A 22,329-nucleotide genomic window follows, 5' to 3' on the forward strand; every position below is an offset into this window, starting at 1 on the left:
CGAAAGCCGTCCATATTAGCGCTCCGCATTCGAACGGCTCTTATACACATTGTAGGAGATCAGTTAATTTTTTTACCAGAAGGTTAATCACTATCAATGCAATTCCCTGAAAATTTTGTTTAACTAACTGGCAAGCAAGGCAGATTGACGGATTATCCTGGTCGCTATAATGTAAGGATAGTTATGGTAAACGGCTGAGCTAGCCCCGCGCATAGAGTTCGCAGGACGCGGGTGACGCGGCGGCATAAGAAACGCCAGTAGCTCAATGGTCATCGACAACTTATGGAAGGAGTAACACTATGGCTTATAAACACATTCTTATCGCAGTTGATCTCTCCCCGGAAAGTAAAGTTCTGGTTGAAAAAGCGGTCTCTATGGCGCGCCCCTACAACGCGAAAATCTCCCTCATCCACGTTGATGTGAACTATTCTGACCTGTACACCGGTCTGATTGACGTCAATCTGGGCGATATGCAGAAACGTATCTCCGAAGAAACCCACCACGCGCTGACCGAGCTGTCTACCAACGCTGGCTACCCTATCACTGAAACCCTGAGCGGTAGCGGCGATTTGGGCCAGGTGCTGGTTGATGCCATCAAGAAATACGATATGGATCTGGTCGTTTGCGGTCATCACCAGGACTTCTGGAGCAAACTGATGTCTTCTGCGCGCCAGCTGATCAACACCGTTCACGTTGACATGCTGATTGTGCCGCTGCGCGACGAAGAAGAGTAATACTTGCCGTGCCGGCTGGCGGCTAAGACCGCGTCTGGTCTATAGTCAATCAGGTTGGCCTGAACCATCTGGCAAATTCTGGTTATCAACAACAACGCCCGCTTCTGTGGGCGTTTTGTTTATCCCCCCTTCTTCGCAGTACTCAGTACATCATTCCATCACACCAAACATAATTAGTGTGATCCACTAATTAGTTTGCGTATCATTTGTATAATAACCTATTGATCAGGCTAATAACCGCAGTCTATATCAGGGTAAGTCTTTTCGGCGCGTTTTGATATACGCGCTCATACGTTTCGGGATGGCATTAAAAGGCGAAGGAATATGAATACAACTGCACCTACGGGCTTGCTGCAGCAACCTCGTCCATTTTTCATGATCTTTTTTGTAGAATTATGGGAACGATTTGGCTATTACGGCGTCCAGGGCATCCTGGCGGTCTTTTTCGTTAAACAATTGGGTTTTTCTCAGGAACAGGCCTTTATTACCTTTGGCGCTTTTGCAGCACTGGTTTATGGCCTGATCTCCATCGGCGGCTATGTTGGCGACCATCTGTTAGGGACTAAACGCACCCTGGTCCTGGGCGCGATTGTGCTGGCGATTGGCTATTTTATGACCGGTATGTCGCTATTAAATCCCGATCTGATTTTTATCGCACTGGGTACGATTGCCGTGGGCAACGGGTTATTTAAAGCCAATCCCGCCAGCCTGCTCTCTAAATGCTATCAGCCTAAAGATCCCCGGCTGGATGGCGCTTTCACCCTGTTTTATATGTCGATTAACATCGGTTCTTTGTTATCGCTATCGCTGGCGCCAGTGATTGCCGATAAATTTGGCTATGCGGTGACCTATAATCTGTGCGGCGCTGGTTTAATTGTTGCGCTTCTGGTGTACTTCGCCTGCCGTGGCATGGTGAAAAATATCGGTTCTGAACCGGATCATAAACCGCTACGTTTTCGCAATTTGCTGCTGGTACTACTCGGCACCGTCGTCATGATTTTCCTCTGCGCCTGGCTGATGCACAACGTTAAGATTGCCAATCTGGTGCTCATCGTCCTTTCTATCGTCGTCACTATTTTCTTCTTTCGCGAAGCGTTTCGTCTGGATAAAACCGGCCGCAATAAAATGTTCGTGGCGTTTATTCTGATGATTGAAGCCGTGCTGTTTTACATTCTGTATGCGCAGATGCCTACCTCGCTGAACTTCTTTGCGATTAATAACGTGCATCATGAAATTCTTGGATTCGCCATTAACCCGGTGAGTTTTCAGGCGCTGAACCCATTCTGGGTGGTCGTCGCCAGTCCGGTACTGGCAGCGATTTACACCCGACTGGGTAGCAAAGGCAAAGATCTGACTATGCCGATGAAGTTTACGCTCGGCATGTTCCTCTGCGCGCTGGGTTTTCTGACCGCTGCCGCCGCCGGGATGTGGTTTGCCGATGCGCAAGGACTGACGTCACCATGGTTTATCGTGCTGGTGTATCTGTTCCAGAGTCTGGGCGAGTTGTTGATTAGCGCGCTGGGACTGGCAATGGTCGCCGCTCTGGTGCCGCAGCATCTGATGGGCTTTATTCTGGGAATGTGGTTCCTGACCCAGGCCGCCGCCTTCCTGCTCGGCGGTTATGTGGCGACCTTCACTGCCGTACCGGAAAACATCACCGATCCGTTACAGACGCTGCCAATTTATACCGGCGTCTTTAGCAAAATTGGTCTGGTAACGCTGGCGGTCACCGTGGTGATGGCCATTATGGTGCCGTGGTTAAACCGGATGATTAATACGCCAGATACCGAACAGTAATACTCAGTGCCGGATGCGGCTTACGCCTTATCCGGCCTACAAATAATTGAGAATCGTAGGCCCGATAAGCGTAGCGCCATCGGGCAATCCGTTACTCCGTCAGAGGGGTTCCAGCATAAATATCAAACCGATGCCCTTTGGTGACGATGGCGTTGGGCGTCGCGACATCCGCCAGCGGCGGCGCATAATCGGGACGTTTAACCACCACGCGTTTGGTCGCCAACTGACGCGCCGGTTCCAGCAGTCCGTCGGCGTCTAAATCCGGCCCCACCAACGACTGAAACACCCGCATCTCTTTCTTCACCAGCGCGCTTTTCTGCCGGTGAGGAAACATCGGATCGAGGTAGACCACCTGCGGGCGCGGCGTGATATCGGTCAACGCCGTCAGGCTGGAAGCATGAATCAACTGCAAACGCTCCTGAAGCCAGCCGCCAATGTCCGCATCGGCGTAGCCGCGCGTCAGACCGTCATCGAGCAGCGCGGCAACCACCGGGTTACGCTCCAGCATCCGCACGCGGCAGCCGACTGACGCCAGCACAAACGCATCGCGCCCCAGTCCGGCCGTGGCATCAACCACATCCGGCAGATAATCGCCTTTGATACCAACGGCTTTCGCCACCGCTTCGCCGCGCCCGCCGCCGAACTTACGTCGATGGGCCATCGCGCCGCCGACAAAATCGACGAAAATGCCGCCGAGCTTCGGTTCGTCGCGCTTGCGCAGCTCCAGATGTTGCGGCGTCAATACCAGCGCCATCGGGTTGTCTTCGTCATGCTCCAGTCCCCAGCGGGCAGCCAGAACAGATAAGGCGCCGTCTGTGGCGCCCGTTTCATCCATTAAGCAGATTTGCACGTAAAATCAGCCTTTAATCCCGTAATGCTCCAGCATCGCGTCCAGCTGTGGTTCACGGCCACGGAAGCGTTTAAAGAGTTCCATCGGCTCTTCAGAACCACCGCGAGTCAGGATGTTATCAAGGAACGACTGACCGGTCTCACGGTTGAAAATGCCTTCCTCCTCAAAGCGGGAATAGGCGTCCGCCGCCAGTACGTCGGCCCACAGATAGCTGTAGTAGCCTGCCGCATAGCCGCCAGCAAAGATATGGCTGAACGCATGTGGGAAACGGCCCCATGTCGGTGACGGCACCACGGCGACCTGTTTTTTGATTTCAAAGAGCGTCTCAAGAATTTTCGCTCCTTGCTGCGGGTTAAATTCCGCATGCAGACGGAAATCAAACAGGCCGAACTCCAGTTGACGCAGAATAAACAGAGCCGCCTGATAGTTTTTCGCCGCCAGCATTTTATCCAGCAGTTCCTTCGGCAACGGCTCGCCGGTTTCATAGTGGCCGGAGATAAACGCCAGCGCTTCCGGCTCCCAGCACCAGTTTTCCATAAACTGACTTGGCAGTTCGACCGCGTCCCACGGCACACCGCTGATACCGGAGACCCCGGCGGTCTCAATGCGGGTCAGCATATGATGCAGGCCATGACCAAACTCGTGGAACAGGGTGATCACTTCGTCATGGGTAAACAGAGCGGGTTTACCGTTCACCGGACGGTTGAAATTACAGGTCAGATAAGCGACCGGCTTTTGCAATGTGCCGTCCGCCTTACGCATCTGGCCGACACAGTCGTCCATCCACGCCCCGCCGCGTTTGTGTTCGCGCGCGTACAGGTCAAGGTAGAAGCTGCCGCGCAGCTCGTTATTTTCGTCATACAGTTCAAAGAAACGTACTTCCGGGTGCCAGACATCAACGTCAGTACGCTCTTTGGCAGTGATGCCGTAAATACGTTTCACCACTTCAAACAGGCCATTCACGGCTTTGTTTTCCGGGAAGTACGGACGTAGCTGCTCATCGCTGATGCTGTACAGGTGCTGTTTTTGCTTTTCACTGTAGTACGCGATATCCCACGGTTGCAGCTCCTCAACGCCAAATTCGGCTTTGGCGAAGGCGCGCAGCTGGGCCAGCTCTTTTTCCCCCTGCGGACGGGCGCGTTTCGCCAAATCGGTTAAGAAATCGAGCACCTGCTGCGGATTTTCCGCCATTTTGGTGGCCAGCGATTCATGGGCATAATTTTCGAAGCCCAGCAGTTGCGCCAGTTCATGGCGCAGCGCAAGAATTTCTTCCATCACCGGGCTGTTATCCCACTTACCGGCGTTCGGCCCCTGGTCGGAGGCGCGAGTGGAATAGGCGCGATACATCTCTTCGCGCAACGCCTGGTTGTCGCAGTAGGTCATGACCGGCAGATAGCTCGGGATATCCAGAGTCAGCAGGTAACCTTCCTGCTCTTTGGCTTCCGCCTGGGCCTTCGCTGCCGCCAGAGCGCTTTCCGGCATTCCCGCCAGCTCGGCTTCGTCGGTGATGAGCTTCGTCCAGCCCATGGTGGCATCGAGCACATTATTGCTGTACTGGTTGCCCAGCTCAGACAGGCGAGTGGCGATTTCGCCGTAACGCTGCTGTTTCTCTTTCGGCAGACCGATGCCGGACAGTTCAAAATCACGCAGCGCGTTATCAACCGCTTTCTTCTGCGCGGTATTCAGAGTGGCGTAATGATCGCCGTCGCGCAGGTCGCGGTACGCGTTGTACAACCCTTCATGCTGGCCAACCCAGGTGCTGTATTCCGACAGCAGCGGCAGCGTCTGTTCGTAGGCTTCACGCAGCTCCGGACTATTTTTCACCGAGTTTAAGTGGCTAATTGGCGAGAAAATACGCCCCAGAACATCGTCGGCTTCCGCCAACGGCTGGCAGAGGTTTTCCCAGCTATACGGCGCGCCATGCGCCACAACGCCTTCTACCGCCGCCCGGCAATCGGCCAACGCTTTGGTGACCGCAGGCACCACATGCTCCGGTTTAATTGCAGAAAAAGGCGGCAGTGAAAAAGACGTTAGTAATGGATTGGTCATATGCGCAGTCCTGTAGAAGAAGGTGAGTGGAGCGCGCTTTTGGCGCTCTCGCGATGAGATCTAGAATGGGGGATAGTAAGGGGAATTTCAATGATGGACAGCGTACAGACGTGGGTATCGCTGCAATAAGCCGCCCCTTTAACATCATCCCGGCTTACGTTTTATAAGCCGGGTGACAACGTCAGCGCGTTTTTCTCGCCATCTCGTAAGCAGCGGACAGATCCAGACGCTGCCAGAACTGTTGATCCTCGGTCTCGCCCGACAACGGATATCCTGCCGGTAACGCCGTCTCTTCCATTAACGCCTGACGCTGCGCTGGCGACAGGTTCGGCAGCGCTGTCTGTAGCAGAACATCGGCGCCTTTTGGTATTTTCAACGGCTGATGCTCGCCTTTCTGTTGCGGCAGGTTATAAGTCATGGTGAAGCGGTAGAAGGTATGCATGGCCGGATCGCGGTACGGATCGTCTTTTCCGGTCGATGCCGCGCATTCGACAATCGTCGTACCGCACTCTTTCACCAGCGCCTCACGCAGTTGAGCGCGAGCTTCGTTGAATAACGTACGGTAATACGGATCGTTAAGATAATGCGCGACATTACGCTGCGCGACCATCCGCGCGCCCATCACATCCAGCGGATAGTGTACGCCAAGGACCAGGCGAGAATAGCCATAACGCGCGCCACGAATCACCAGCGCATCAAAGCGTTCCGGGATCATTTCCGCCATCAACAGCGCATCCGTATAACCGGTATTCGTGTGTCCGCTGGGGAAAGCACCGCCACCTGCGGTATAAGGATGACCATCTTTTACCACCACATCATCCGGCGTCAAATGGATAGTATTACCCGGCACCTGGTAAGGACGTGGGTAATGAAAATATTTTTTCGCCGCGCCGGTGCTGACTTCCGAGGCTTTAATCAACGCTGCCGCTTTGCCCAACTCACCTTTATCATAAGCGGCGAGAAATGCCCGCCCCAGCCGCGGCCCCATTGCGTCGCTCAGGAAATAGAGATACTCCACGCTTTCCGCATCCGCCAGCGCCTGGTGACGGGTATTAACATCGGCATCGTGATTAATCGCCGTCACCGTCGCCAGATTGTCTTTCAATACTGCTTCCGGCAATGTATTGAAGGCGGAAAGTAGGGTAATCCCCATCTGTTGATTCTCAGTAGTATGAAAATCATAACCGCTAGCCTGTAACCAGGCATTATCCGCCTGGATGGAATTCTGTCGCATCTGAGCCAGGGCGTCGCGAGTCAACGCGGCGGTATCGCCTTGTAATGCCTTACGCAACTGTGTCAGCCATTGAGCCTCAAGGTCATTAAAGGCGACGCTCGCCGAGTCGGGCGTCACGCTTTTCGCTATCGACTCCGCCTGGGACAGGGGAATATCTTTCGCCAGTGCCGGCATCGCCAGCGCCAGAGATGACGCCAGTACAGTAATGTGTAGTTTCATTATGGTTCCTTTCATTAAAAATAACGCCAGGTCAAAACTACTACCTTGCCCACAGGCGATGCTGGCCTGCGCAGTTGACGGTTTGATGATACGAACACGTCTTGCAATACTTTCACAACGCGCGAAACAACATGGCGGTACTGGGGTAATCTCTACGGATCTGCGGTAAACTATCGGCTAACTTGTTTACTTCCCGGAATATCTGCATCCATGCTCAGTTATCGTCACAGCTTTCACGCTGGCAACCACGCCGACGTCCTTAAACATACCGTTCAGAGCCTGATCATCGAGTCGCTAAAAGAGAAAGAAAAACCGTTTCTCTATCTGGACACGCACGCGGGCGCGGGGCGTTATCAGTTGGGCAGCGAACATGCTGAACGTACCGGAGAGTATCTGGAAGGCATCTCCCGTATCTGGCAGCAGGACGATCTGCCCGCCGAACTGGAACCGTATATTAGCGTCGTAAAACATTTCAACCGCAGCGGGCAGTTACGCTACTACCCGGGCTCCCCGTTAATCGCCCGCCAGTTGCTGCGTGAGCAGGACAGTCTGCAACTCACGGAATTGCATCCCAGCGACTTCCCACTGTTGCGCGCGGAGTTTCAAAAAGACAACCGCGCCCGTGTGGAACGCGCTGACGGCTATCAGCAACTGAAAGCCAAATTACCGCCGGTTTCCCGCCGCGGTCTGATCCTCATTGACCCGCCTTATGAAATGAAAACCGACTACCAGGCGGTAGTCAGCGGCATCAGCGAGGGTTATAAACGTTTCGCCACCGGGACATACGCGCTATGGTATCCGGTGGTGCTCCGCCAGCAAATTAAGCGCATGATTCATGATCTGGAGGCCACCGGCATCCGTAAAATCCTGCAAATTGAGCTGGCGATCCGCCCGGACAGCGATCAGCGCGGGATGACGGCGTCCGGTATGATCGTGGTTAACCCGCCGTGGAAACTGGAGCAGCAGATGAACAACGTGCTACCGTGGCTGCACAGCAGGTTGGCGCCAAACGGTCACGGACACACTTCGGTAAGCTGGATCGTGCCGGAGTAATCACAGCCATCGGTGGAACCTTTCACCTTCAGGTATACAATCGCGAATATTTTGGCGGGTAGCGCAGAATCTATCCGTCCGACAACGAACATAAAGGAGCGGTCATGACCAAACACTATGATTACATCGCTATCGGCGGCGGCAGCGGCGGTATCGCCTCGATTAACCGCGCCGCTATGTACGGCCAGAAATGCGCGCTCATCGAAGCCAAAGAGCTGGGCGGCACCTGTGTTAACGTGGGCTGCGTGCCGAAGAAAGTGATGTGGCATGCCGCGCAGATTCGTGAAGCGATTCATCTGTATGGCCCGGACTACGGTTTTGACGCCACGATTAATCAGTTCGACTGGAGCAAGCTGATTGCCAGCCGTACCGCGTATATTGACCGCATCCATACTTCATACGACAACGTGCTGGGCAAAAATAACGTGGATGTGATTAAAGGCTTTGCCCGCTTTGTCGATGCCAAAACCATTGAAGTGAACGGCGAAACCATCACCGCCGACCATATTTTGATCGCTACCGGCGGCCGTCCGAGCCATCCTGAGATTCCAGGCGTGGAATACGGCATTGATTCCGACGGTTTCTTTGCGCTATCTGCCTTGCCGGAACGCGTCGCGGTGGTAGGCGCAGGTTATATCGCTGTTGAACTGGCTGGCGTTATCAACGCGCTGGGGGCGAAAACGCATCTGTTTGTCCGTAAACATGCGCCGCTACGCAGTTTTGACCCGATGATTAGCGAAACGCTGGTTGAGGTGATGAACGCCGAAGGCCCGCAACTGCATACTCACGCCGTGCCGAAAGCGGTGGTGAAAAACGCCGACGGCAGTCTGACTTTGGAACTGGAAGATGGCCGTAGTGAAACCGTTGATTGCCTGATCTGGGCCATTGGTCGCGAACCGTCGACCGACAATATTAATCTGGCGGCAGCGGGCGTGAAAACCAATGAAAAAGGTTACATCATTGTCGATAAATTCCAGAATACCAACGTTGAAGGCATTTACGCCGTTGGCGACAATACTGGCGCGGTAGAACTAACGCCAGTCGCCGTCGCCGCCGGTCGCCGTCTCTCCGAACGCCTGTTTAACAACAAGCCGGACGAGCATCTGGACTACAGCAACATCCCGACCGTGGTCTTTAGCCATCCGCCTATCGGCACCGTCGGGTTAAGCGAGCCGCAGGCGCGCGAGCAGTACGGCGACGAGCAGGTGAAAGTCTATAAATCATCGTTTACCGCTATGTATACCGCGGTGACGACGCACCGCCAGCCGTGCCGTATGAAGTTGGTCTGCGTCGGGCCGGAAGAAAAAATTGTGGGTATCCACGGTATCGGCTTCGGCATGGATGAAATGTTGCAGGGCTTCGCAGTGGCGCTGAAGATGGGCGCTACCAAGAAAGACTTCGATAATACCGTCGCTATTCACCCGACCGCATCGGAAGAGTTTGTGACCATGCGTTAATATCTTGTGCGCCCATCTTCGAGGGTGGGCGCACAGGCCTTCATGATTAATACGTACTGAAATAACTCTGGATCAGTTCCGGATTACGCGTCTGAGTTAATGCCGTCATCAGCAACACTCGCGCCTTCGCCGGGTTGAGCGAGTCAGACACCAGTCCAGGCTGTCCTTTATCCAACGGTACTACGCCGTTTCCGGTGCGGGAAGCGCGCACCACGATAATCCCGGCTTTCTCCGCTTTTTTAATCCCCGCGTCGCTACGTACCGAGACCGAACCTGCGCCGGTTCCGGCATAAATAATACCGTCCGCGTGATGGGCGATCGCCGCATCATACATATATTCCGGATCGTCCTGATAGCCGTAAATAATCACCACATTGGGTAATTTTTTGATATTACGTACGTCAAAAACAGAGCGCAGAGTATGAATTTTTTCCACCCGCGTTTCGAACTGTGGCTGACCATTAACGATGACCCCCAGATAGCCCTCTTCCGGCGCTTTAAAGGTATCCAGAGTCGTGGCATTAGTTTTCGTCACAAAGCGCGCCGAACCAATACGATCGTTTAAAACCACCATCACACCGCGTCCCTTCGCATTCGGGTCAGCAGCCACCGTGACCGCTTCCAGCAGGTTCATTGCGCCATCGGCGCTGATTGCCGACGCGGGCCGCATTGCAGCGGTAAACACCACCGGTTTGTCGCTTTTCACGGTCAAATTAAGAAAGTAGGCGGTTTCATCGAGCGTGTCAGTGCCATGAGTAATGACCACACCGTCAACATCATCCCGCGCCAATAACGCATTCACCTTCTGTGAAAGTTTCAGGATAATATCGCTGGTCATATTTTCGCTACCAATATTCGCCACCTGCTCGCCGTCAACGCGAGCGATATTATTCATTTCCGGCTCGGCATTTATTAATGTTTGCACGCCAAGTTCACCGGATTTATATCCGGCGGTTTGCGTATTATTGGCTGCCGTCCCGGCGATAGTACCGCCTGTCGCGAGAATAACAATATGCGGTAGTGACGTTGTGCTAAATACACAGTGGCTGATGAGCAGCAACACGGTGGCCATGAAAACTCTGATTTTCATTTTCTTCCTCTGAATTAAAAATAATAAGTGACGTGTGCTATAAAAAATTTAATAACAATCAGGCCAGAACCATTTTTCCTATTAACAGCCCGACAATGACCGAGACAATCACGTTAACTAATCCCGGACGCATAAAACTATGGTTAAGCACATATTTGCCGATACGCGTCGTACCGGTGTCGTCAAACGCCAGCGCCGCCAGACACTGCCCCGCCACCGGAATAAAGAAATAGCCGTTAACGGCAGGCCAGGAGCCGATTAACGCATAAGCGGGCAACCCTAACGCCAGCCCCAGCGGCAACAGAATTAACGTCGTTGCCGCCTGGCTGCTGACCATAGCGGACACAAAAAACATCATAATGGCGATAAGCCAGGTATGCTGTTGCAATAGAGTTTGCACTTCTGCCTTAATCAACGCGATATGACCATTCACGAACGTCTCACTCATCCAGGCCAGGCCGAAGGCGCAGACAATCGCCAGCGCGCCCGCCCGAAATACCGTACCGCTGATAATCTGATCGACCTGCGGCCGACATAACAACACAATCAGGCAGGCAAAAGAGAGCATCGTAATCTGGATAGCGGCGGACATCGAAAGCGGTTGTAGCCCTTTCGCTGTTTCCACCATGGGCCGCAGCGCCGGAATCAGTCCTAACAGAACGATAACGATCGCGCTGGTCAGAAATAACGCCACCGACAATTTGGCGCGCGAAGTGACTACCGTATTTTTACTTTCTTTCTGCGCAGGTTTAATTAACCCTTCAGCAAGCCGACGTTGATATTCCGGATCGTCTTTTAACTCTTTTCCTTTATTAAAGGTCGCTATTGCCCCCATCGCTACGCCGATTAACGTGGCGGGCACGCAAATCATCATAATGGTTGAAATAGAGACGCCCAACGGCGCCATTAAACCAATCATCGCCGCCATGGCGGCAGATATAGGACTGGCGGTGATCGCCTGTTGCGATGCGATAACGGAAATAGATAAAGGACGTTCCGGTCGAATACCAGAATCCCGTGCGACTTCAGAAATAACCGGTAACAAGCTATAAACGACATGCCCCGTTCCTGACATAAAAGTGAAGATATAACAGATAAACGGCGCTAATAACGTAATGTAACGAGGGTGGCGACGCAGAATTTTTTCCGCCAGTTTGACCAGTAAATCCAGCCCGCCGGAGGCCTGTAAAGAAGCGGCCGCCAGGACAACAGAAAGAATAATCAGAATAACATCAATCGGTGGCGTAGAAGGCGTCAAGCCAAAAATAAAAACCATCACGCCGACGCCTAACCCGCCGACCATCCCTAAAAATACGCCGCCGATCCTGGCGCCTATCATCAGGGCCACAAGGATAAAACATAATTCCGTCCAAAACATACTTCCTCCTGGGTTATCTGGAGTGAGTGTCGCTTTACATTGAGGGACGTAACCTATTGTGCAAACGGTTTACCAAAACCAAATGCGCCGTAATGAGATAACACCTGCGCCGCCGATTTCCCGCCCTGCCGCATGGCGCGTAACACGCTTTCTTTATCGGGTTCCGCCATACCCGATTGCAAAATGGAAAGCAAAAAACCGGTTAAGAAGGCGTCGCCTGCGCCCAGCGTATCGACAGGTTCGATATAAGTAGGTTGCCACTCCAGATAATCCGCGCCGGAAAAATAATAAACTTTTTCATGCCCGCAGGTGGCAATAATATGCCGACAGCCATAACGATAAAGTTTATTGAGTTTTATTTTGATTTCATCTGGCGATAACCCGCTACAGGAGACAAATCCATAATCTACCCACGGGCATACCTTTTCAAAATAGTCGTCTGTACCGCGCCCGGAAAAATCAAAAGAGAGTAAGACGGTTTGTTGTTTAATTTTCTCCAGTTCCGATTCCAGGTGGCCGTTAATACTGGAATGGACTAAGGTAAATTGTGATATATAGCGAAGATCGTCGTCAGACAGACTAAAAGGATGTTCCCGCAATACGCCGTTTTTGTTGCTGGCGACAAATTGTCGATCACCATGCGAGAGACGGATACAGGCATACCCATTTTCGCCGGTATAATGGCGGCTGTGAGAGATGTCTATCTGTAGCTGGTGTAATACATCCTGTACGTGCTGCGCGGCGTCGTCATTGCCAAACGCCCCCATAAACGCGCTGGGGATGTCTGCTAATTTCGCATAGACAGCAAAATTTAATGCATTACCGCCGGGGTACATGATGCCGGAATGCAGGTATTTATCGACAACGTTGTCGCCAATACCCAATACGCTGATGCTCATCATTATTCCTTGTTTGTCTTTACAATAAAAAGCGTCCCTGCTTTTTTATCCATCCTGATGTAATTAATATTCCACTTTCCACATATAGCGGCGCGTCGTTAACGGATGCTGACGCGCCTCAGCTAACGCCCGATTGTAAACGGGATAAACGTTATTAAAGAGAGAGTGGTTAAAGTAATCAATAACCGTGGTTTTAATGGTCGATAGCCCCAGTTCTTTCGCATCGACAACTTCAATCCGGCGGCCATATTTTTTCAGGAAGTTTAACGCGCGTTCATCCACCGCCCGCGTATTGCCCTCGGAAAACTGGAATAAGAAAGGCGTATTCGCATCGGTAATTTCAAACGGCCCGTGGAAAAACTCACCGCTATGAATACAGGCGGAATGTATCCATTGCATTTCCATAAAGATACAGATGCTCTGTAGGTAGGCTGCGCCATAGCCCGCGCCACTGGCGACGGTGTAAATGACTTTATCGTCTTTATATTCCTGCGCGAACGCCTGCGCACGCTCCGCTACCTGCTCGCAAGCGCGCCAGACGATACGGTTGATTTTGCTGACGCCATCCTGAAAATCGTCATAGTGCGCATACCCTTCCGTCTGCTGGAGCAGTTCGACCGCACTCAGCAGGCCTTTCATCGTTTTCTCTCCGGCAATATCTTTACCGTCGCCAAACGTGTACGTTTCCACATAGTCGCAATGCGCCACCAACGGTGAATCCATTACCCAGGTTAAACCAATGACCGGCGCGCCGTGCTGACGGGCGATTTCAGCCGCTTTAATTGTCTCTGGCGTATTACCTTTGTGGGAGGCGACAACCACAACGGCATTTTCTCCCAGCGCTACCGGCGGGTTGTTAATAAATTCTCCGCTGTTATACAGACCGACAGTCAACGCTTTCGCTTCTTTTTCTAAAAATGCTTTCGCCGGATAGAACGCCGCATAAGAACCGCCGCACGCCACATAATAGACGTGTTTAACGCCTCCTTTCTCTGCCTGGCTGGTCACAATATTGCTAACTGTCTCTTTCATACCCATCATGCTTTCCTCTGGTTCCATCAATGATACAGGCGAGGATTCGCCATAAATGACTCATAATGTATTATTATTTTTATATGACATTTAAAGACATTTGATCAAGATGGAAACCAAAAAAAATCGGGATCCGCGATCTGGATCCCGATTCAGCCTGCTCTTCGTTAGCGTAATGCTGACATTATACGGTAAACCGTATTTTATCGCCGACAATCAACTGTTGCGAAACGCAGGAGAGTTCTCCTTTGTTATCAATCATTTCACTTTTTATCAGGATCAGCGGATAACCCTCGTTGACGCCAAGATAATGGGCGACTTCAAAGCTGGCATAAACCAGTTCGATCATCTTACGGGAGTGGGTAAACCATAAGTGGTGTTTCTCGCGTAAGCATTCATACAAAGAGTGATTATTAAGATCTTCGTCCAGCAAAAACGCAAAACGTGGGGGAAGATGTACGGTTTCCAGCGATACCGCCACATCGTCGGCATAGCGGATACGTTCAATGACGACCGCTTTTTCGCCATCGTTCATATTCAGTAACGCTTTTGTCTCATCGTCTACCGATTCAAAAACGGATTTGATAGTGCGTGACCCCGGGCGACGTCCCTGGGACTGGCATAACTCGCTGAAACTCATGATGCCGGTCATGCTACGCTGAAATTTCTCACCAGAGACAAAGGTGCCTTTGCCGGAGACACGGGTCAGCAAATTTTCACGCGTCAGCGCATCCAGCGCCTTACGGACCGTGACCCTGCTCACCTGCCAGCGCACGCTCAGTTCATTTTCCGTCGGGATCTGCTGGCCTGGTTTATACTCTCCACGCGCAATAGCCTCTTTTAAGGCGGCTTCAAGCTGCTTATAAAGCGGTTTGGCGCTTTTACTGTCGGGTTGCTCGATCATTTGTATCCATTTGTATTATCATGGTGCCATAGCTTGTATTATAACTATTTACGTTACCTTTGCTTGTGAATCCACGCCATGCGGTGACGTAGTGATACCGCTATGAAACGAATGTTCTGATTTTAGGTCTGGGGAGGGCGTCATGAAAATAGGATTTTCGCAATACTATTCAGTAAGTTATGAAGTGTTTTTTCTTGAGAGGTAAATTGCAAAATGTGATCTACCGCACACTTTGCCACTCAGGTATCGAAGCGAATGTCTACGCTTAATAGACAGCCGGGCAACACCCGTATCTTTTACGACGCAAGCCGGAGGTCCTTGTCATTATGCTCAACCAGAAATTAAACCCCACGCCTTCTGAAGATCTGACTATTGATGTCGATCTGCTTTATGAAACAGACCCGTGCGAGTTAAAGCTGGATGAAATGATCGAGGCGGAACCGGAGCCGGAGATGATCGAGGGGCTTCCCGCCTCTGACGCCCTGACCCCTGCCGATCGGTATCTCGAACTGTTCGAGCATGTACAGTCAACAAAACTGTTTCCAGACAGTAAAACGTTCCCGGACTGCGCGCCGAAGATGGACCCGCTTGATATCCTGATCCGCTACCGTAAGGTCAGACGCCACCGTGATTTTGACTTACGCCGCTTCGTCGAGAACCATTTCTGGCTACCGGAAACCTTATCCAGCGAGTATGTCTCTAACCCCGAAAACTCGCTCAAAGAACATATTGACCAGCTTTGGCCGATACTGACGCGCGAACCGCAGGATCATATTCCGTGGTCTTCGCTGCTGGCGCTGCCGCAATCCTATATCGTGCCGGGAGGCCGTTTTAGCGAAACCTATTATTGGGACTCTTATTTTACCATGCTGGGTCTGGCGGAAAGCGGGCGCGAAGACTTACTTAAATGTATGGCGGATAATTTCGCCTGGATGATTGAAAACTATGGCCATATTCCCAACGGCAACCGGACCTATTATCTGAGCCGCTCGCAGCCGCCGGTTTTCGCCCTGATGGTTGAACTGTTCGAAGAAGATGGCGTGCGCGGCGCGCGGCGTTATCTCGACCATCTCAAAATGGAATACGCCTTCTGGATGGACGGCGCCGAATCGCTGGCGCTCAACCAGGCTTATCGCCACGTTGTGCGGATGCCGGACGGTTCCCTGCTGAACCGCTACTGGGACGATCGCGACACGCCGCGCGACGAGTCCTGGCTGGAAGATGTCGAAACCGCAAAACACTCCGGTCGTCCGCCCAATGAAGTCTACCGGGATTTGCGCGCCGGGGCGGCGTCCGGCTGGGACTATTCTTCACGCTGGCTACGCGATGCGGGCCGGCTTGCCAGCATACGTACGACCCAGTTTATCCCTATCGATTTGAACGCTTTTCTGTATAAACTGGAGAGCGCTATCGCCAATATTTCAGCACTGAAAGGCGAACGTGACACCGAGGCACTATTTCGCCAGAAAGCCAGCGATCGACGCGCCGCCGTGAACCATTATCTGTGGGATGATGAAAACGGCTGTTATCGGGACTATGACTGGCGACGCGAAGAAATGGCGCTCTTTTCCGCCGCCAGTATCGTGCCGCTATATGTCGGTATGGCGAACCACGAGCAGGCCGACCGTCTGGCAAATGTGGTACGCAGCCGTCTGTTAACGCCCGGCGGGATTATGGCGACCGAATACGAAACCGGCGAACAGTGGGATAAACCGAACGGCTGGGCACCGCTGCAATGGATGGCGATTCAGGGCTTCAAACGGTATGGCGACGATATGCTGGGCGATGAAATCGCCCATAACTGGTTAAAAACAGTGAACCATTTTTATCAGGAGCACCATAAACTGATCGAGAAATACCATATTTCCGGCGGTACGCCCCGCGAAGGCGGCGGGGGCGAGTATCCGCTACAGGACGGGTTCGGCTGGACCAATGGCGTGGTGCGCCGCCTGATTGGCCTTTACGGAGAGCCTTAACCTGCTCCGGCCTCAGTGAATCGCATCATAAATGGCTGACTGAATTTTCAGCCATTTTTTATTGTCTGCGCTGGGCCGGGCCTGAGCGCGCAATCGGGCCTGCTCCGTATCGTGCTGCTGGCGCGTCACAACAGCCGGAACGGTGCAAAACGTTTGCAAATAGATTTTATGCATCGCGGTCAGCGGCGCGCCGCTCGACATGTCATGACTTAACGTTGTGATAAATCGTCGGCAGGGTTTGACCTCATCCATCAGCGCGGGATAACGCAACAACAGTTGCAGCACCTCGGTATGTCCTGCCGCAAACGCCTGCTCCGTCCACGCGAGCTGCCAGTTCATTCCGCCCTGGAGGAACAGCGCCGTCACCCGCGTATCATTGCGCTCTATCGCCGCCCGCATGGTAAACGCATCCCAGGTAATCCCCATATGATTGAGCGTTTCCCGCGCGGAAGGCGCCTCGCGCGGCGGTTCATCCTGCGCCATTGCGGGAGCTTGCCCGTTATCGGAGCCTGGCGACGACGAACTAAATAGCCAGAACGCGCCCGCCAGTATCGCCAGCGTCATGACGCCAACCCCGGCCCACAAAGCGCCGGAAATAAGTTGCTCACGCTCTTCAGGCGTACGCGGAGGCCGCTTACGCGGTGGTTCTATGCTCTCGCTAATCTCATGCTTATCTCCCCCGGCCTGCCGATCTTTAAGCCGCGCGGTTTCCCAGAACTGGCGCAATTCACGTTCATCCGCCAGCAGAAACGAAGCGGGATTCACGCGGGTACGTTTTTCGGCATAGGCGCGCTGGATGGGCCGAACGATTTGCTGATACTGAACGTTTAGCAGCATAAGCTGCGCTGAGGTAAGCGGCTGCCTGGCGATAACCTCGTTTCGCGCGAGGCGGCAATCATCCAGAAACATACGCAGGGTGGTGCGCGACTCGGCGAACAGCGTTAACGCTGAGGCGTCATTAAAAATTCTGACGTAATGACGGGCAAACAATTTTTTATCGACCACCATAAGCGCCAGTTCGCTGAACAACATGCCCTCCAGCGCATGTTGATCTTCTCCCTGTTTTAACCACTGGCGCAAACGGTCCGGGCCGAAATGTTGCTTGAGGTAGTGATTCAGCGACGCCCGATCCGGCCATGCGCGCGCAATAAGCGCTTTTAACGTCAGTTCTATCGCCCGAAGCTGACGCTGCGCCTCAAGATGCGCCTCCTGGTCGGGTTCTTCCAGCTCAGTTTGATAGGTCAGTAGCGGCTGCTGCTGACGTAGATGTTCCAGCGAGGTGACAAAACGCAACGCGGCAAGGAGTTGATTTTCGCTCACCTCTTGCCCGCTGTCATACTGGGGAACATGCTGCTGAAGATGACGCAGTTGCAGCATCAACTGGCTCAACTGCGCGTCATTTATCCGCAATTTTTTCGCCACCGCGCCCCAACCGCCCAGGTTAAGACGCGCCTGCTCAAGTTGTTCCATGAACCACCGGGGCTCTTTTCCCTCTGTGGTATGAATACCCAGCAGCAGCAGGATTTCTATTGATGCCTGGCGGATAATCCCCAGGCTATGTTCAAAAGGCGCGCGTGTCGCCTGCGAAGCGCTATTCGTCATTATCTTCCCTAAAAAGACGATCCCGCGACGAGATCTTCGTTTTCTTTTAATTATGTTTTTTCATAGATATAACAGATTTAGCCACATTTCAGTGACTTAATCTTAATGATTGCAAATTTATAAGAAGATCGGTTACTAACCAAAAACATCAGTTTTTCATTCTGTCAACGCGGCGTGACGCTGAACGGCATAGACCTTTTCCCTGCCTGCGTTTGGCCGTCTGACCGCTAGCCACGCGTGCAGCACACTTTATAATCGCGCTTTTTATGAGAAAGATGCCATGCCGCACATTTCATCTCGCTTTAGCTCCGCCTGCATCGCGTTTATTAAACAGTGGCAGGGTCTGTCGCTGGAAAAGTATCGCGATCGGCAGGGTAACTGGGTGATTGGTTACGGACATATGTTGACGCCGGATGAGACGCTGACGTTCATTACGCCCGACCAGGCGGAGGCATTCTTGCTGGATGACCTCAATAGCTGCGATATGCTGCTACAGAATTGTTTGCCGGAACTTAATGATCGGTTTCAACGCGAAACGCTTATTGCGCTAATGTTCAGCATCGGACATCAGCGTTTTTTATCATTAATCAATACGGGTGATATTTCACAGCCAGAAATAAGCGGACTGCGAATTTAACGTCGTTAATTCGATTCATTTAACATCATGGCGGCCTGGGTACGATTTTTTACATCCAGCCGCCGGTAAAGCGACTCCAGATGCGCTTTAACCGTCCCGGTACTAATATTTAACGCCCGCCCAATTTGTTTATTTGATTCTCCTGCGGCAAGCATCTGTAAAATTTCCCGCTGGCGGGCGCTTAACGCTTTTATATCACGGGACTCCAGCTCCGTTGAATTTAACCAATCCCCCGGTAAAAACATCATCCCGCGAGCGACAGCATTGAGCGCAAGGACAAAGGTTTCGGCATCAGAATCGCGTGGCACCACGGCCTGAACGTTAAATTGCATGACTTCATGCAGCCACTTTTGACTGCCATCCATCGCCGTGATAATAATCTTCACCTCCGGAAATTGCTGCGCGGTTCTTTGTAACATCTCGCGGCAAAATTCAGCATCCAGGCCGCTATCAAGCATGACCAGCGCATCCGGCGCGCTTTCTATTTTTTGCCAGAGTTCTTCTGCCTGACCGACACTCTGGATACTTATTCCTGGAATGTGCTGTTGCAAACTGATTTTCATTCCATGAATAAATATTGACTGCCTGTCAAACATGATTACCTGCATTACTTTTCTCCACCTGGGTAAGATAATAGTCTCAAGATGAGGAAGGGTATTACCCGTAGGGTAAAATAAGAAGTCGCCATTTGGTATAGGCCATTTTACCGATAGTCATTGGTTGAGGAAGAGAAAGGTTATGAATATTTACAGCTTCAACATCGGGATTACAGAATTCGCTAAAATTAGCGTTTTAAAGTAAGGAATATCTTATTAGTACAAACAGACAAGGCTAATTTGAATATTAATTTAATGAAGAGTACGCCTGGCGCGTCACAAAGGAAATATCTGCTTTTCGCCTGATGTGTTACAAAAAATAAAGTAGCACATTTTGTTAAAAAATAGCCAATCCGCCTGAAAACCGCGACGATGGGTCAATGACAATACCGTGTATGTACATACATTTCTCTCTCCCACTACACCCGCGGCTATCAGCGTGTTTTACCGCTCTCGTCCCGTTTATCAGCTTTTTGGCGCTAAAAAGCCTGGCCGGAAGGCGATAAATCCGCCGCGCAACGCGATCAGACGTATTCGTCACGCGAGCAATGATTGCGAAAGGGCTTATTAGATGCTAGAAAATCAATAAAACCAGCCGCTTCAGCGTCACTGTTTCAATAAGAACAATAATAGAGCCTGATGATGGATAAAATATATGCAATGAAATTGTTTGTACGCGTGGCGGAACGGGAAAGTTTTTCCCGCGCAGCAGAGGATATCGGCCTTCCCAAAGGCAGCGTCTCACGGCAAATACAAGCGTTAGAACATCAACTGGGCATCCGCCTGCTCCACCGCACCACCCGGCGGGTACAGCTTACTCAGGACGGAATGGTTTACTACGAACGGGCAAAAGATCTGTTGAGTAACCTGGATGAACTGGAGGGTCTTTTCCAGCCTGATCCCGCCAGTATCAGCGGCAAAATACGGGTAGATATACCGCCATGTCTCGCAAACAGCCTCATCATGCCGCGCCTGCCCACTTTTTTGCATCAGTATCCCGGCATTGCGCTGGAACTTTGTAGTAACGATCGACAGGTCGATTTACTACGGGAAGATTTCGACTGCGTGGTGCGCACAGAGCCGCTACATGCGCCAGGGATACTGACGCGCCCGCTTGGCAAACTGAGAAGGGTGAACTGCGCCAGCCCACAATACCTGGCGCGCTTTGGGTATCCAGAAAACCTTGACGACCTCGCCTCACATGCGATGGTGCATTATTCATTGACGCCGGGAGTCTCTTCACCGGGTTTTGCCTTTGAAACTCCCCACGGTATGCAGTGGGTAAAAACCGGCGGAATGCTAACGGTAAACAGTACGGAGACCTGGCATACGGCCTGTCTGGCAGGATTAGGGATCATTCAGACGCCGCGCATTGCTGTACGGGAGGCGTTACGCGCTGGAACGCTCATTGAAATTTTACCGCAATATCGCGCCGCTCCACTGCCGGTGACGCTGCATTATCCCCATCGCCGTAATCTTTCCCGCCGGGTACACCTGTTTATGGTATGGCTGACTGAAACCATTAAAGAGGCCGCAGAGTAGCCGCATTTTCAGCATCCACCGGGGAGAAGCTATACTGACATATTCTATTAATGATGAAGGACTACCGACCTGATGACGAAGGAAAATGACGTAAAACGCCCTATTCAGGAACTGGAGCACGACCCGATACAAAAAATAGAAACGCAGCCGCATGACGCCCCGGAAAAAAACGAAAAGGCAAATCAGGCGTTGCATTCCGTCACCACCCTGATGCAAAAAATTCAGCGTCAACCAATGGTGGCCCACCTCATTCGCGCGACCGAACGTTTTAACGATCGACTGGGTAATCAGTTTGGCGCGGCTATCACCTACTTTTCGTTTCTGTCGATGATCCCGATAATGATGGTGTCCTTTGCCGCGGCAGGTTTTATCCTCGCCTCGCACCCTAATCTACTGGAAGATATTTTCAGCAAGATATTGATGAATGTGAGCGATCCTACGCTGGCGTCCACGCTTAAAAATACGATTAATACGGCGGTTCAACAGCGTACCACGGTAGGGCTGGTCGGACTGGGTATCGCGCTCTATTCCGGCGTTAACTGGATGGGCAACCTGCGGGAAGCGATTCGCGCCCAGTCACGGGACGTCTGGGAGCGCAAGCCGCAGGATCAGGAGAAAATCTGGCTCAAATATCTGCGCGATTTTATCTCGCTGATTGGATTATTAATCGCTTTAATCATTACGCTGTCCATTACTTCCATCGCCGGTTCCGCCCAGCAGATGATCATCTCCGCCTTGTATCTCGACAGCATCGAATGGTTAAAACCGGCCTGGCATTTGATCGGTCTGGCCATCTCTATTTTTGCCAACTATCTGCTTTTTTTCTGGATTTTCTGGCGACTGCCCCGCCATCGTCCACGTAAAAAAGCCTTGATTCGCGGGACATTTATTGCCGCTATCGGTTTTGAGGTGATTAAAATCATTATGACCTATACGCTGCCGTCACTGGTGAAATCGCCTTCCGGCGCGGCGTTTGGCTCCGTACTCGGTCTGATGGCCTTCTTCTACTTTTTTGCCCGTCTGACGTTATTCTGCGCGGCCTGGATAGCCACCGCCGAATACAAGGACGACCCGCGAATGCCGGGTAAAACGCAGCGCTAGTCTGCGGCTTGCTGCCGAATGGCACGCACGGCGTCGTCATTCGGCCTACTGATGTGTAGACCCAGGCCGGGCATGTAAAGCGTACCCGGCGGTACAATCAGGCACGTCCTTCCGCCTCATCTCATTGTTTCAGCATATAAATCCAGTAATTAACTTTTATTTAACCAGAAACCAGTTTT

18 protein-coding genes are annotated in these 22,329 nt (G+C 52.0%); 8 read left to right on the plus strand and 10 right to left on the minus strand.

Annotation, left to right across the window (positions count from 1 at the left end):
- The first annotated feature begins 299 nt into the window (after positions 1-299).
- Together uspA and dtpB are read left to right on the plus strand one after the other, a co-directional pair.
- Positions 300-734 (plus strand): universal stress protein UspA, encoded by a 435-nt coding sequence (gene uspA / locus ACH0VJ_RS12625; RefSeq protein ID WP_000323565.1) that lies wholly within the window; start codon positions 300-302, stop codon positions 732-734.
- 324 nt (positions 735-1,058) lie between these two features.
- The gene (gene dtpB / locus ACH0VJ_RS12630) at positions 1,059-2,531 is read left to right on the plus strand and encodes a dipeptide/tripeptide permease DtpB (protein WP_001098274.1); all 1,473 of its coding nucleotides are present in this window, start codon (positions 1,059-1,061) and stop codon (positions 2,529-2,531) included.
- A 91-nt stretch (positions 2,532-2,622) separates the two neighbouring features.
- Here dtpB and rsmJ read toward each other — a convergent pair whose 3' ends face one another.
- The 3 genes from rsmJ to ACH0VJ_RS12645 all read right to left on the minus strand — a co-directional run bounded on the left by rsmJ (position 2,623) and on the right by ACH0VJ_RS12645 (position 6,883).
- The gene (gene rsmJ / locus ACH0VJ_RS12635; RefSeq protein ID WP_001165127.1) at positions 2,623-3,381 is read right to left on the minus strand and encodes a 16S rRNA (guanine(1516)-N(2))-methyltransferase RsmJ; all 759 of its coding nucleotides are present in this window, start codon (positions 3,379-3,381) and stop codon (positions 2,623-2,625) included.
- A 6-nt stretch (positions 3,382-3,387) separates the two neighbouring features.
- On the minus strand, positions 3,388-5,430 hold the full coding sequence (gene prlC, locus ACH0VJ_RS12640) for an oligopeptidase A (protein WP_000184178.1): 2,043 nt from the start codon (positions 5,428-5,430) through the stop codon (positions 3,388-3,390).
- 181 nt (positions 5,431-5,611) lie between these two features.
- Positions 5,612-6,883, minus strand: coding sequence for a phosphatase PAP2 family protein (locus ACH0VJ_RS12645; RefSeq protein ID WP_000766151.1), 1,272 nt, complete (start codon positions 6,881-6,883; stop codon positions 5,612-5,614).
- Positions 6,884-7,093: 210 nt separating this feature from the next.
- Between ACH0VJ_RS12645 and ACH0VJ_RS12650 the strand changes: the two genes are divergently transcribed.
- Positions 7,094-7,936 carry a 23S rRNA (adenine(2030)-N(6))-methyltransferase RlmJ gene (locus ACH0VJ_RS12650; protein WP_000954242.1) on the plus strand — a complete coding sequence of 281 codons (843 nt, stop codon included), beginning with the start codon at positions 7,094-7,096 and terminating at the stop codon, positions 7,934-7,936.
- A gap of 104 nt (positions 7,937-8,040) precedes the next feature.
- Positions 8,041-9,393: a glutathione-disulfide reductase gene (gene gorA, locus ACH0VJ_RS12655; protein ID WP_000160764.1), complete on the plus strand. Its 1,353-nt coding sequence runs from the start codon at positions 8,041-8,043 to the stop codon at positions 9,391-9,393.
- A gap of 46 nt (positions 9,394-9,439) precedes the next feature.
- Here the strand turns inward: gorA and fraE are convergent, their stop codons facing one another.
- From fraE to ACH0VJ_RS12680, 5 genes are all read right to left on the minus strand, one after another.
- Complete coding sequence (gene fraE / locus ACH0VJ_RS12660; RefSeq protein ID WP_000702750.1) at positions 9,440-10,483, minus strand: fructose-asparagine asparaginase; 1,044 nt, start codon at positions 10,481-10,483, stop codon at positions 9,440-9,442.
- A 58-nt stretch (positions 10,484-10,541) separates the two neighbouring features.
- Positions 10,542-11,861, minus strand: coding sequence for an anaerobic C4-dicarboxylate transporter family protein (locus ACH0VJ_RS12665; RefSeq protein WP_000498935.1), 1,320 nt, complete (start codon positions 11,859-11,861; stop codon positions 10,542-10,544).
- A gap of 53 nt (positions 11,862-11,914) precedes the next feature.
- Positions 11,915-12,760 carry a fructose-aspartate kinase gene (gene fraD / locus ACH0VJ_RS12670; protein WP_000028431.1) on the minus strand — a complete coding sequence of 282 codons (846 nt, stop codon included), beginning with the start codon at positions 12,758-12,760 and terminating at the stop codon, positions 11,915-11,917.
- Between the two features lie 63 nt (positions 12,761-12,823).
- Positions 12,824-13,801 (minus strand): 6-phosphofructose-aspartate deglycase, encoded by a 978-nt coding sequence (gene fraB, locus ACH0VJ_RS12675; RefSeq protein WP_077907567.1) that lies wholly within the window; start codon positions 13,799-13,801, stop codon positions 12,824-12,826.
- Between the two features lie 175 nt (positions 13,802-13,976).
- Positions 13,977-14,696, minus strand: a complete 720-nt coding sequence (locus ACH0VJ_RS12680; RefSeq protein ID WP_000572567.1) for a GntR family transcriptional regulator — start codon at positions 14,694-14,696, stop codon at positions 13,977-13,979.
- A 326-nt stretch (positions 14,697-15,022) separates the two neighbouring features.
- Here ACH0VJ_RS12680 and ACH0VJ_RS12685 point away from each other — a divergent pair, with 326 nt between their 5' ends.
- Positions 15,023-16,672, plus strand: coding sequence for an alpha,alpha-trehalase (locus ACH0VJ_RS12685; protein WP_000934257.1), 1,650 nt, complete (start codon positions 15,023-15,025; stop codon positions 16,670-16,672).
- Between the two features lie 12 nt (positions 16,673-16,684).
- Here the strand turns inward: ACH0VJ_RS12685 and ACH0VJ_RS12690 are convergent, their stop codons facing one another.
- Entirely contained in the window at positions 16,685-18,274 is a 1,590-nt protein-coding gene (locus tag ACH0VJ_RS12690; protein ID WP_000185029.1) for an STY4199 family HEPN domain-containing protein, read from the minus strand.
- Between the two features lie 280 nt (positions 18,275-18,554).
- Between ACH0VJ_RS12690 and ACH0VJ_RS12695 the strand changes: the two genes are divergently transcribed.
- On the plus strand, positions 18,555-18,911 hold the full coding sequence (locus tag ACH0VJ_RS12695) for a glycoside hydrolase family protein (protein WP_001120251.1): 357 nt from the start codon (positions 18,555-18,557) through the stop codon (positions 18,909-18,911).
- Positions 18,912-18,916: 5 nt separating this feature from the next.
- Here the strand turns inward: ACH0VJ_RS12695 and ACH0VJ_RS12700 are convergent, their stop codons facing one another.
- The gene (locus ACH0VJ_RS12700; RefSeq protein ID WP_001196080.1) at positions 18,917-19,519 is read right to left on the minus strand and encodes a helix-turn-helix transcriptional regulator; all 603 of its coding nucleotides are present in this window, start codon (positions 19,517-19,519) and stop codon (positions 18,917-18,919) included.
- 630 nt (positions 19,520-20,149) lie between these two features.
- On the opposite strand from ACH0VJ_RS12700, the gene ACH0VJ_RS12705 reads away from it, so the two are divergent.
- Both ACH0VJ_RS12705 and yhjD read left to right on the plus strand, forming a co-directional pair.
- A complete protein-coding gene (locus ACH0VJ_RS12705) occupies positions 20,150-21,049 on the plus strand; it encodes a LysR family transcriptional regulator (protein WP_023196711.1) in 900 nt (299 codons plus the stop codon).
- 72 nt (positions 21,050-21,121) lie between these two features.
- On the plus strand, positions 21,122-22,150 hold the full coding sequence (yhjD, locus tag ACH0VJ_RS12710; protein WP_000159626.1) for an inner membrane protein YhjD: 1,029 nt from the start codon (positions 21,122-21,124) through the stop codon (positions 22,148-22,150).
- The last annotated feature ends 179 nt before the right edge of the window (positions 22,151-22,329 follow it).

The organism is Salmonella sp. 2020_1459 (assembly GCF_043847915.1).
Classification (GTDB): Bacteria; Pseudomonadota; Gammaproteobacteria; order Enterobacterales; family Enterobacteriaceae; genus Salmonella; species Salmonella enterica.

Bases quoted from the DNA above. Each gene is read 5' to 3' on its own strand.
- uspA (WP_000323565.1), top strand. From the start codon at position 300: ATGGCTTATAAACACATTCTTATCGCAGTTGATCTCTCCCCGGAAAGT.
- dtpB (WP_001098274.1), top strand. From the start codon at position 1,059: ATGAATACAACTGCACCTACGGGCTTGCTGCAGCAACCTCGTCCATTT.
- prlC (WP_000184178.1), bottom strand. From the start codon at position 5,430: ATGACCAATCCATTACTAACGTCTTTTTCACTGCCGCCTTTTTCTGCA.
- ACH0VJ_RS12645 (WP_000766151.1), bottom strand. From the start codon at position 6,883: ATGAAACTACACATTACTGTACTGGCGTCATCTCTGGCGCTGGCGATG.
- ACH0VJ_RS12650 (WP_000954242.1), top strand. From the start codon at position 7,094: ATGCTCAGTTATCGTCACAGCTTTCACGCTGGCAACCACGCCGACGTC.
- gorA (WP_000160764.1), top strand. From the start codon at position 8,041: ATGACCAAACACTATGATTACATCGCTATCGGCGGCGGCAGCGGCGGT.
- fraE (WP_000702750.1), bottom strand. From the start codon at position 10,483: ATGAAAATCAGAGTTTTCATGGCCACCGTGTTGCTGCTCATCAGCCAC.
- ACH0VJ_RS12665 (WP_000498935.1), bottom strand. From the start codon at position 11,861: ATGTTTTGGACGGAATTATGTTTTATCCTTGTGGCCCTGATGATAGGC.
- fraD (WP_000028431.1), bottom strand. From the start codon at position 12,760: ATGAGCATCAGCGTATTGGGTATTGGCGACAACGTTGTCGATAAATAC.
- fraB (WP_077907567.1), bottom strand. From the start codon at position 13,801: ATGATGGGTATGAAAGAGACAGTTAGCAATATTGTGACCAGCCAGGCA.
- ACH0VJ_RS12680 (WP_000572567.1), bottom strand. From the start codon at position 14,696: ATGATCGAGCAACCCGACAGTAAAAGCGCCAAACCGCTTTATAAGCAG.
- ACH0VJ_RS12685 (WP_000934257.1), top strand. From the start codon at position 15,023: ATGCTCAACCAGAAATTAAACCCCACGCCTTCTGAAGATCTGACTATT.
- ACH0VJ_RS12690 (WP_000185029.1), bottom strand. From the start codon at position 18,274: ATGACGAATAGCGCTTCGCAGGCGACACGCGCGCCTTTTGAACATAGC.
- ACH0VJ_RS12695 (WP_001120251.1), top strand. From the start codon at position 18,555: ATGCCGCACATTTCATCTCGCTTTAGCTCCGCCTGCATCGCGTTTATT.
- ACH0VJ_RS12700 (WP_001196080.1), bottom strand. From the start codon at position 19,519: ATGCAGGTAATCATGTTTGACAGGCAGTCAATATTTATTCATGGAATG.
- ACH0VJ_RS12705 (WP_023196711.1), top strand. From the start codon at position 20,150: ATGGATAAAATATATGCAATGAAATTGTTTGTACGCGTGGCGGAACGG.
- yhjD (WP_000159626.1), top strand. From the start codon at position 21,122: ATGACGAAGGAAAATGACGTAAAACGCCCTATTCAGGAACTGGAGCAC.